Raw genomic sequence first — 10,669 nt, 5'->3', positions numbered from 1 at the left:
ACCCACCTTCCTGCTGGTGGCCTTGTGTATTGCGATCATTGTAGCCATCAATTACTACACGTACATCAACTGGATGCGCCAAAAGAAAGAAGCAGAAGTAAAATCAGACTTTCTCAATAGTATTAAACACGAGTTTAACACTCCAGTTACGACCATTTTAGTGGCCAGTAAAAGTTTGCATGAAGATGCGGTATTAAACGACCGAAACCGTGTCAAAGAGTTAGTAAATATTGTAGAGCGGCAGGCCTTGCGTTTGCATTCGCATATCAATCAAATGCTTGAGATTTCAGAAATTAATAACGAAATTAACCTGGAAAAAACTGACCTGAATTATTCCGTTCTAGCCATCGTAAATGATTTTAAAATTAAAGTTCCTGAACCGCATTCCCTTGCTTTTGATCCACATCACAACGAAATTTTATTGATGATTGATCCGTTTATGTTTACCACGATGCTACAAAACATGCTCGACAATTCATTGATACACAACCTCAGCACTATTAAAAAAACCGCTGTATTCATTAGTGAAGAAAGTGATGATTTCGTTCTGCACATTAAAGATAATGGGAAAGGGATTGAAGCGGCAAGCATATCTAAAGTTTTCGATAAATTTTTTCGTGAAGAACGGGATAAAAACGTACCTGGATTAGGTTTGGGTTTGTATTACGTCAAGCAATCGGTAGATTTACATCGCTGGCGTATTGACATAAAATCGGAAATTGGCACCGGAACGGAGTTTTTGGTATACATTCCGAAGAAATCCGTCTATTGCTAACTTCACTACAAAATGAAACAGCATGAGATACGATATTATCATCATTGAAGATGAAACAGACTTAGGAAACGTTATTTCAGAATATTTGAAACTGAGGGGATTTAGCGTGCGCTGGTTTCAATCAGCAGCCGATACATTAACGTATTACAGACAGCATCCACTTGATAATAAACTGATGATCATCGATATTCAACTCCCTGATAGGAATGGTTTTGATTTGAGTACAGAAATTGTAAAACTAAATCCCAACCAGGCTTTTTTCTTTTTAACAGCGCACAATGAAAAGCATGACCGGTTGCGGGGATTGAAAATTGGTGCTATTGATTATATTTCTAAGCCATTTGAGATTGAAGAACTGGTCCTTCGCATCGGGAACATTGTAAAGAAATTTGCCAATATTCCCATAATTCCTAAAACACCGGTAGTAAGTAGTGTTAATTTTGGCGACATCACCTACCAAAAAGATCAACTATTTATACTTTTACCACATGGGGAAGAAATATCTTTAACAGTGCGTGAAGCCGAGGTGCTTGATCATCTATCTGCCAATATCAATCAGGTTGTTAAGAAAAAAGATCTTTTGGTTAAATTATGGGGAAATGATGATTATTTTAACGGCAAAAGCCTGGAAGTGTTCATCTCCAGGCTAAGGCGACTATTCAAAGCCTCCGCTCAGGTGAGCATAGAAAATATTTACGGATTGGGCTATATTCTGAAGGTTAAGTGAGTTACACTTGTGAGGATTACATGCAAATTAGCTTCTAACTTGACAACATAATTTACTGAACTAAGAATTTGCTGCAGCCTTTGCTGGTATAAACATCTAATCACTATCAGATACCCCAATATCATACAGACATACCGAGTTACAATCGACGAAAGAGGGCACAAATAATTCCCAGGCCATTCTTCAATGCTGACTGTGATTATCTTCGAAGAAATCCGAAAGCAAGATGGACTGCTCAACAAAAAAACTCAATTTTTGTAAATACTTATTAACTGTTATTTGCCTTTCGTAAGGACATCAATTTTTATAGGGCGGAGGAGTGCTTATCGATTCAGCGACAATGGCTTTTTGGAACTGCATTTCATGATTGACGCTGACCATGACACCAGTACCTACATGTTTTAGCACTATGGATGATAAAAGCAAACAAGACGGTCGTGACGATGCTAAAGTAGATTTGAACGATCCAAATGAAGTGAGTTATGCGGATCAGCAAGCAAATGTGAGCACGAAAAACATAAGGAATGTGCGAAAGCTGCAGGTACATCAAACCGGGAAAAATTCTCCAGTACATTAAGTCAAATTTTAGATAGTGCCCCGTCGCAAACCGGTAAGTATAGAACTTGATGGCCTATCAAAGCTACCCGTAGCAAAAGCGTACCCAGAATCGCCTGGTTCATTTCCCTATTTCCTGATGATGTGAATGAAAGCATGGTTAGTAACCTCGTTCGCAGAAGTGGCAGACATTAAGGATGTGGAACTACAAGTATATTTACGAAATGCCGATGTTGTTAATATCCGGTAATGATATTTGTAAAAGGTCTGCTTAATAATAAAGCATCTACCAACGGGATACACCCCCTACTTCAGTGACTTAAAAAATCGCGTAAACAAAATATGATGAATTTGAAACGCAGTTTTATACATCAAGAAAACATAAGTAATATTGCCGATCAACGTTCTACCTTCAAAGTACCACAATTAATTAAGAATTGATACATGAGAGTAAATAACATACTTTTGCAACATTGATCATAAATTTGTTTAGTTACCAACCCATTATCAAATACTAACATTTAATTTGATTAACGGGATGAGTTTCTGTTGATTCAGGAAAAATTAGATTTAAACAAAATACGGTACGTACTTTAAACACATCATATTGTTAAGTCTCTGCCCCTCAAAAGAAACTCATAACAATTCGTTCAAGATACTGTCCGGCATGGACCTGAACATTCAAAAGCTTTAAACCGATCTTGAACATCTTCTTCAGCGGAATGAATATTAGCTTAAAATTAATATTGTCATAATAAGTTTAGTATGGTGATAAGGTAGTTTTGCACTTAAAATATTGACCGTTATTTATGAAAAGAAAATTAACAATCATTAGCTTACTGTTATTATCAGCAACTGGCTTTTCTCAGCAAAAACTGGATGTTCAGGCCCATCGCGGGGGTATGGCATTATTACCCGAAAACACCATTCTTGCAATGTTAAATGCCGTAAAACTGGGCGCAAAAACTTTAGAGCTGGATGTAGTGATATCTGCAGATGGCAAAGTTGTAGTTTCTCATGATGGGTACATGTCAGCTGCATTTATGAGTAAACCGGATGGCACTGAAGTACACAAAGATGAGCAGAAAGAATTGAGCCTATATAAGATGACTTACGACAGCATTCGCACGTACCACTCAGGGTTAAAAGCTCACCCGATGTTCCCTGCGCAAAAGCAAATAAAAACATATAAGCCACTCTTGGGCGATCTGATAGACAGTGTAGAAAATTATGTAAAAGAAAACAATCTTAAACAGGTGTATTACAACATAGAAACCAAGTGTTCACCTGCCGGGGATGGGAAATACAATCCCACGCCAGAGATTTTTGTCAAAGCATTAATGGATGTTATCAATTCAAAGCAAATAAAACCGCGATTGACCGTTCAGTCTTTCGATGTGAGAACACTCAAAATCCTGCACCAGGGTGAACCAAATGTCAAACTATCACTACTAGTTCAGGGCAAAATGAACCTTACCAAAGATCAGCTTCAGAAATATGGTTTATCGGCCAAGGAAGTAGAGGAATATTTCAAGCAGCTGAATTCTAAAAAAAAGCGGTCTCGAAGAGGACCTCAAAAATCTAGGATTCATTCCCAATATCTACAGTCCATACTATAGTGGAGTGGATATGGATATGGTTAAAAAAGTTCATGAGAAAAATATGTTGATCCTCCCGTGGACAGTTGATAAAGAGGAAGATATGATTGCCTTGGCAAAGCTCGGAGTTGATGGAATAATCACAAACAGTCCCGACTTATTAATCAGATTAATGGGCAGCTATCAAAAAAAGTAAAAGAATTCATAAAACACAAAGGCTGATTATTTTAGTCCATCAGCCTTTGTGTTATACATAAAATAAATGTTTTTGCGTGTCGTATTTAATCCAACAATTCGCCCATGCCAAACATGCTTAACCCCTTTGCATACTGAACCTCGACTGCGAGATTTGCTGCATGGATGAATTCTCCGGTTATCGGATCTACAACCGTTCTCAATGGTCTTTTGCCTTTTTCCAGACCAATCAATTTAACGATAGCGTCTGCTACATCCTGCGGATTAGGTTTTTTAGCATGCATCAATTCACCAATTGCAGCGACCATTTTACCAGGAACATCGGCAATAGCCTTATAACCTTCTGAAACAAAAACATCAGCCCCTGGGTTATTCTTTTGTGCCATCTCGGTCGGAAAAGCTCCCGGCTCAACAATCGCCACATCTATACCCAAAGATTTTAACTCATAATGTAATCCCTCACTTAATCCCTCCAGCGCGAACTTGGAAGCACCATACATTGCGGCAAAGGGAAAGGAAACCCGTCCGAAACCACTGGTGATATTGATAATTTGACCCTCCGACTGCTTGCGCATCAATGGCAAGACCTGCTTGATCAATCTCCATGGCGCAAAAAAGTTCACATCAAACATTGCCTGTGCATCCGCTGTGGTAAGACTTTCGGTGAATCCGTTTATGGAAACACCGGCATTGTTAACCAAAACATCAACTCGTCCCTCCTTTTGATACACCTGATCAACTGCTTCTTTCACGCTTTCATCATCCGTTAGCGTAACATCTAAAACATGTACATTTTCTAAAGCCGACAGCGCTTCTGCCTTTTCTACATTCTTGCCTTTGGTATCCCGCATGGTTGCATATACCTGATGCCCCAAAGCAGCGATGCTATGTGCCGCTAACCAACCGAAACCACTATTCGTTCCTGTTATTATTACAATTTTTTTGTTCATCTTCCTTTTTTTATAATGAATAAGACAAAAATTGGCATCAGAAACAAAAAAACATTTACCATTTGGTAAAAAGCGGAACTATCGGATATTTCTGCGTATTCTACTCAACGATTGCTGCGTGATACCGAGATAGGATGCCACAAAAGAAAGGGGAATACGATTGACGAGAGAAGGAAAATTTTGAATGAATGACAAATATCGGGTACTGGCATCTTCAGAAACCAGTGGGCTTCTTCTTTCCATTGCCAAGGTTAAACATTTTTTTACAACATTGGATTTAATCATTTCAAAACCTACAATCGTATTGGAAATATCATCCCAGTCCTTTTTTGAAAAAGCCAGAATTTTACAGTCCGTAACGGCCTGTATGTATTCAGAGGCAACAATTTGAGATTCGAATTTTTCGTTGTCAACCACAAAATTACCTTCATCAACAAAATAGTTGGTGACCTCATCACCCTTATTATTGTAATAACAAAAGCGAAATACACCTTCCAGAACAAAACCTACGTGTCTGGGAACTTTCCCCGCTTCCGAAAAATATTCATCTTTCTTCATGTCAAGTGTTTTGGCCTTGCTTAAAATAAAATCAGTTTGCTGTTTATTTAAAACCCCAAATTGTAAAATTAAATCGATAAGCGCTTTCATAGGCGAAAGATAAGGCCTCAGTAAAGCACATCATCCACAATATGATAAAAATGAAAATGTATAGACATATTTCCGTAAATTCTAAGCGATCTTAACGCTTCTTCGCCAATGGGAAAAACTCGAGACTGGGATATCATTTTCAAACTAAAAACTTTCTTCGGGCATTTTCTCCCTGTAAACATTCCAGAAATCATGATCAAATGCCTCAACGCTATTGGCGCAAAATAAAGTTGATTTCTCTCTTTATACAGGAATAAGATTAAATGATAAGCCTTAATTACCTGGAAAAGGTATATAAATGATAAGTGGCTACAAAGTCCATTGCAGCCACTATTAATAAAACGAAAGTATATAACCGGATATATACTTAACAAATATAGGCAACGATTGTAAAGTGAAGTTTAATGGCATGTTAAAAAATCATCTATCCCCACCATCAATTAAGCTATCCTAGTTTTCCAAAATTTTATATTTTTTACTCTGACTGAAAACCTTCCCATACATGTTGGTTGCCTTTACTTCAATAAGGTGCTCTCCTGCGGTTAGATTCATAGGGATAGCAGCTTTCCAAAGATGTTTGCATTCTGCTGCCATACTTGGTCTTCTTCCGGTAAGTAATGTTTCGGTATTATCCCATTTATGCAACGTAGAAAGAAAATTTGGATCTTGTTCTAAAACATAAGTCATTTTCTTCCATTTACCATTGTCTATTCTAAAAAGCACCTCATCTTTTTCACTACCCATAAAAAAGTTAGCATAAATCCCTGCTGAAGTTTTTTTTGTCTTTTTCCAGCACTTTAGGCGCATAAATATCAATCTGATAACTCTTTTCTTTGCCCGCAACCTTATAATCAACATTGTATTGATTTCCTTTGAAATTGATAAAGGCATATCCTTTTGGCGTACCATCGCTCATCGTGGATACCGGCACGCCAATTTCATTGAGTTCTCCTGAATACCAGTTGCCCGAAGTAGTACCCACATTGTAATGATGATGGGCTTTGGGTTGCTTCCAACCATCCTTTTGAGTAAAAAACATTTGCTTTTGATTGTGGGTATGTGCCGACATGGATAAAGTATTCGGGAAGTTACTCAATAAATTAAAAAGCTCAATTCTGTCAGCCTCCCTGAAAGCTTCATTTTCGCCGGCAAAACCAATAGGGATATGGAAGGCAATCACAATGAGTTTATCTTTGGGCACAAATTTTAAGTCATTTTTTACAAATTCCAATTGATCTTTCCTTAGGCCACCCCAGTAAGATTTACCACCCCTTGGATCTGGATAAATAATGTCATCGAGCACAATGAAATGAACATCTGCATAATTGAAAGCGTAATCCGCAGGCCCAAAGTGTGCCTCATAAGATTCATCTGAATATCGGTCTTCCTTAACATCAAAATTGATATCATGATTACCCATGAGGTTATACCACGGAATACCAATTTTCTTTACGGCCTTGATATAGGGCGTGAATAATGAGGGATCGTTTCCAACCAGATCGCCCATACTTAATCCGAACTGAACATTCTTTATATTTTCCACTTCAGCAACTACGCCTTTTGCAAAATAATCAATCTCTGTTAAATTGTACGCCTGTGGATCACCAAAGATCAATGCCGTAAAATCTGGATTTTCTTGAGCAGCAGTGAGCGGAAAGTCGGCCGATTTAGGCAACCCTCCTGTTGGTGAAACCCCTTTGTACTTCAAAACTGGTGAACCATTCGGTTTGTGATTATAAAAAAATTGAGGTAATTGGTCATCATTTACCGGCACTTTGTAGCCTGTGGGTTTGATGAGGGAAATGATCTGATCATTGCCGATAGGGAGTTCATACCTACCCTTCTCATCGGTTTGTACCACTTGAATGCCATTCGTTACAGAAATTCTGGATAATCCTTTTTCTGATCGATCATGCTTTCCGTTTTTATTTGCATCAATATACACAAAACCTGTTACTTTTTGCTGTGCAAAAACACTCAACGAGAAGATCATACCCGTTCCAAGTAAAATTATATTTTTCATTGTAAACTGTTATTGAAATTGTTAGAATCTGAGATTCAATTCAAAAAAAACTGCCCCGATTGGAGCAGCTAAAAGCTTCTAATTAATTACCCTTGTTGCACCGGTCATTTCCTGAATCACCGCGAGTGGTGATGTTTTAGGAACTGCCACTGTTTTGTGGCTGCGCTTGGTGGTCCAGGTTTTGGTCGCGGCGTTGTAAACACCACCTAAATAACTGAACTGGGCAGCTTCCGGATTAGCACCAACCTTATCCGTATTGGTGCCCTGACGGTAAAAAGGCTGGAAACTTGTTCCATTGTTTCTTTTGTAAAAATCGTTATCAACAATGGCATAACCTACGCCACTTGCAAATGCATTTCCTGTTCCTGCATAAAATGCAACATCAGATGGAACGGTATTCAAACCAACATTAGTTGTTGCAAAGACTGCCATACCGGCTGCATTACCACTGTTGGCCAGTAAGTTTGCAGTAACATCACCCACCCCATCATCGCCAGGCAGATTGTTATATAACTTGCTCACTACCCAGTTTGCCTGACTGATATCTGTTGAGTTTGTGCCACCAATTACCTTATATCCGCCTACATAAAAAAATGTACCTTTTGCAACAGTTCCTCTGGTGATATTGAATTTATAGGTACGTAACCCGCCTGTTGCCCAACCGCCTGTTGGCGCACCCGTTGGGGTTGAAGCACCGGCATTGTTCGTAGTGAATACACTAAATGGTTTTTGTCTGAAATCCAGATCCTGCGTTGCCATTAACTGGATATATTCGTAATTGGCATCTGTTCCATCAGGATCTGCAAAATAACCAGTAATAATTGCAGGATTCGGACCAAGAGGAACCGAAGGATCTACAACAATACTTGTTGCCATAAAATCAGATTTGATTCGAGGCCATATTTGCGGTACGCCAGTTGCCGAGGGAATAATTAAACCCATCACATTTGCTGAATATGGCAGGAATTCTGTTTTGAAAGTTGCTGTACTATTCACATTCATCTGAATATTACCCGACCCTTCATTGAAAGTTTTAACACCTTCAATACGCTCTACCCCAATATTTGGTTCGAAGTTCGAGTTATAAACGACACCAAATAAACCCTCAAAATTTTCAGGTTTAGCTAACATGGTGACAGCAGATACCGGTGTCATAATCACATTGATACCACTAGCCACTTTTTGAACATTTGAAGCTGGGATACCTGTAATCTGAAGTACGCCGTTTAATCTTTTGAGTACACCGCCTTCAATTCTGATGTGTACTGAATCACCTGGAAGGTAGTTCGCAGCCGCAGCTCCAATATTAATGGCTATCCCCCTCAACGAATCGATGGTTGCACTTACTTTTCTTGAATTTTGGACAAAAAGCAAACCTTCTGGCAGGTTTCTGCCAGTGTGATCTGAAGTAACCTGACCAGCAATGACTGTCGCTTCTCTCATCTCTTCCTTCGTCAGGGTAACATCGTTTCCTTTATAAAGCTTGCGAATATCCAAATTTGATATAAATGGACTCGGTGTACTGATTACAAACTGATGATCTTGTTTACTGCAGGCTGCCAGAATGAATAGCAATGCGCCTGCGACAAGTAAATTTATTTTGAAGATCTTTTTCATATCTGATAAAATTGAGCTTAAGGTCTTTGCCACCAAACTAATGTATTAATGTCGTCAGCGCCTTGGGCAGCAACAGCGTTTCTGTAACTTGTTGGGTTGGTAGACTGTGTAATCAATGGATAATTTAACCTGGTTGGCATCCGTCCGCCGTTCACTAAACCAGGGCCTTTAGGAAGGATGGGATGCCCTGTACGTCTATATTCAAACCATTGTTGAAAATCGACCAGAAACATTGCATAATACTTTTGTACCAGAATAGATTCCATCTGGCTTTTGCTCCCAAAAGCAGTGGCGTCTAATGGCAAAGTAGCATCCCAGGTTAACCCAGCAGTATTAATATAATTCTGAAAATTAGCATCTGTAGGATTGGTAATGTAAGTAGGCATCCAGTAATTAATTGCATCTGCCATTCCTTTATAGTAGTAGTTTTGAACCGGACCTGAAATCCATCCTTTAGCCGCAGCTTCAGCTTTTATAAAAGCAACCTCGGCACTGTTCATGATAATCCCCGTGTTTACGTCGGTTTGTAAGGTCAGTTTATTTTCCGTATCTGAATTGAAATGCGTTTGTTGCACCACCCCCGATCCTGGGGAATAACCACTCGAAACGCCAACCCATCCATCTGGTCCCCTATCAAGTCCGAAACGCGGCACGCTTGCGGTACCTAAAGCCGGATCAACACGAGGATCATCCCAGTTTACCAGTTTCCCCAAGAAGAAATCGCAAACTGGCATATTTCTAAAATCAACGGCCCTGATATTAACCATGAATGGGGAAGAAAATACAGCGGTGCTGCTGTTTGTTCCGTTCCATAAAATTTTGGCAGTATGGGAATTATTTTCCATCACCGGATACTCTGCTGGCGCAGTATCTACCATTTGTTTGATCTTGGCGATGGTAGTTGCCGAAACTTCAGCCTTACCGGCTACACGCAATAACAACCTTAGGTACAAAGAGTTGCCGAAACGTCTCCATTTAGAAACATCTCCTTTAAAAACAGGGTCACTGGTAGGCACAATGGCAGTACCTTCTTTTAAAAGTTGATTAGCCTGCTCAAGTTTTAAAAACATATCTTCATAAATTGCCCGTTGTTTATCAAATGCGGGCTCCATGATATCTGCTTTGCCAGAATTCGCATCCGAGTAAGGCACATCACCATAAGTATCAGTGAGCAACGAATAAACCCAACTTTGTGTAATCAGTGATATCGCCTGGTAAGATTTATTTAACGATCCCGGCTGGCTGGCGATGGTGTAGATATCTCTTAAGTCTGTTAGGTTGGTATACCAGTTATTCCAGGTATAATCGGCCTGATTTCTCCGTACATCATAGCGAAATACCCTGCCTTCAGAATCGTTGATTTCAACCGTTACCTGCATCAACTGGTTATTGAAATTCCAGTTGCGCACCATGTTGGCATTGAGCACGTTTACCAGTGCGGGAGTAAGCAACTGGTGTGCTTCAGCAGTTCTTCTGCCTATTGGATCTGTGTTCACCTCCGTAAAATCCTTTGTACAAGAAACTGTCGATAAGGAAAGAATGGTTAACAGCAAATAGATTATATTTTTATTATTTTTCATG

Annotated in this window: 11 protein-coding genes; 5 read left to right on the top strand and 6 right to left on the bottom strand. The window is 39.3% G+C overall.

Going from position 1 to position 10,669, the window contains the following annotated elements; all coding sequences use genetic code 11:
* The 5 genes from ON09_RS01680 to ON09_RS26430 form a co-directional block, all read left to right on the top strand.
* Positions 1–775: sensor histidine kinase (locus tag ON09_RS01680; RefSeq protein ID WP_010599332.1), on the top strand; the 775-nt coding region annotated here is incomplete at its 5' end.
* 22 nt (positions 776–797) lie between these two features.
* The gene (locus tag ON09_RS01675; RefSeq protein ID WP_010599331.1) at positions 798–1,502 is read left to right on the top strand and encodes a response regulator transcription factor; all 705 of its coding nucleotides are present in this window, start codon (positions 798–800) and stop codon (positions 1,500–1,502) included.
* Positions 1,503–1,911: 409 nt separating this feature from the next.
* Positions 1,912–2,079, top strand: coding sequence for a hypothetical protein (locus ON09_RS24670; protein WP_238533581.1), 168 nt, complete (start codon positions 1,912–1,914; stop codon positions 2,077–2,079).
* 787 nt (positions 2,080–2,866) lie between these two features.
* Positions 2,867–3,676: a glycerophosphodiester phosphodiesterase family protein gene (locus tag ON09_RS01670; RefSeq protein ID WP_010599330.1), complete on the top strand. Its 810-nt coding sequence runs from the start codon at positions 2,867–2,869 to the stop codon at positions 3,674–3,676.
* Between the two features lie 10 nt (positions 3,677–3,686).
* Complete coding sequence (locus ON09_RS26430) at positions 3,687–3,851, top strand: glycerophosphodiester phosphodiesterase (protein WP_010599329.1); 165 nt, start codon at positions 3,687–3,689, stop codon at positions 3,849–3,851.
* A gap of 85 nt (positions 3,852–3,936) precedes the next feature.
* On the opposite strand, the gene ON09_RS01665 is transcribed toward ON09_RS26430, so the two are convergent.
* From ON09_RS01665 to ON09_RS01645, 6 genes are all read right to left on the bottom strand, one after another.
* The gene (locus ON09_RS01665) at positions 3,937–4,800 is read right to left on the bottom strand and encodes an SDR family oxidoreductase (RefSeq protein ID WP_010599328.1); all 864 of its coding nucleotides are present in this window, start codon (positions 4,798–4,800) and stop codon (positions 3,937–3,939) included.
* 78 nt (positions 4,801–4,878) lie between these two features.
* The gene (locus tag ON09_RS01660) at positions 4,879–5,448 is read right to left on the bottom strand and encodes a Crp/Fnr family transcriptional regulator (protein ID WP_010599327.1); all 570 of its coding nucleotides are present in this window, start codon (positions 5,446–5,448) and stop codon (positions 4,879–4,881) included.
* Positions 5,449–5,898: 450 nt separating this feature from the next.
* Positions 5,899–6,192 (bottom strand): calcineurin-like phosphoesterase C-terminal domain-containing protein, encoded by a 294-nt coding sequence (locus ON09_RS26740; protein ID WP_394358211.1) that lies wholly within the window; start codon positions 6,190–6,192, stop codon positions 5,899–5,901.
* A gap of 7 nt (positions 6,193–6,199) precedes the next feature.
* A complete protein-coding gene (locus ON09_RS01655; RefSeq protein ID WP_394358210.1) occupies positions 6,200–7,471 on the bottom strand; it encodes a calcineurin-like phosphoesterase C-terminal domain-containing protein in 1,272 nt (423 codons plus the stop codon).
* Between the two features lie 78 nt (positions 7,472–7,549).
* On the bottom strand, positions 7,550–9,088 hold the full coding sequence (locus ON09_RS01650; RefSeq protein WP_051010151.1) for a DUF5689 domain-containing protein: 1,539 nt from the start codon (positions 9,086–9,088) through the stop codon (positions 7,550–7,552).
* Positions 9,089–9,105: 17 nt separating this feature from the next.
* Positions 9,106–10,668, bottom strand: coding sequence for a SusD/RagB family nutrient-binding outer membrane lipoprotein (locus ON09_RS01645; protein WP_010599325.1), 1,563 nt, complete (start codon positions 10,666–10,668; stop codon positions 9,106–9,108).
* Position 10,669 lies beyond the last annotated feature (1 nt).

It is taken from the genome of Pedobacter agri PB92 (assembly GCF_000258495.1).
GTDB lineage: Bacteria > Bacteroidota > Bacteroidia > Sphingobacteriales > Sphingobacteriaceae > Pedobacter > Pedobacter agri.
The sequence above is the reverse complement of the archived record's forward strand: the minus strand, read 5'-3'. Positions and strand labels throughout refer to the sequence as shown.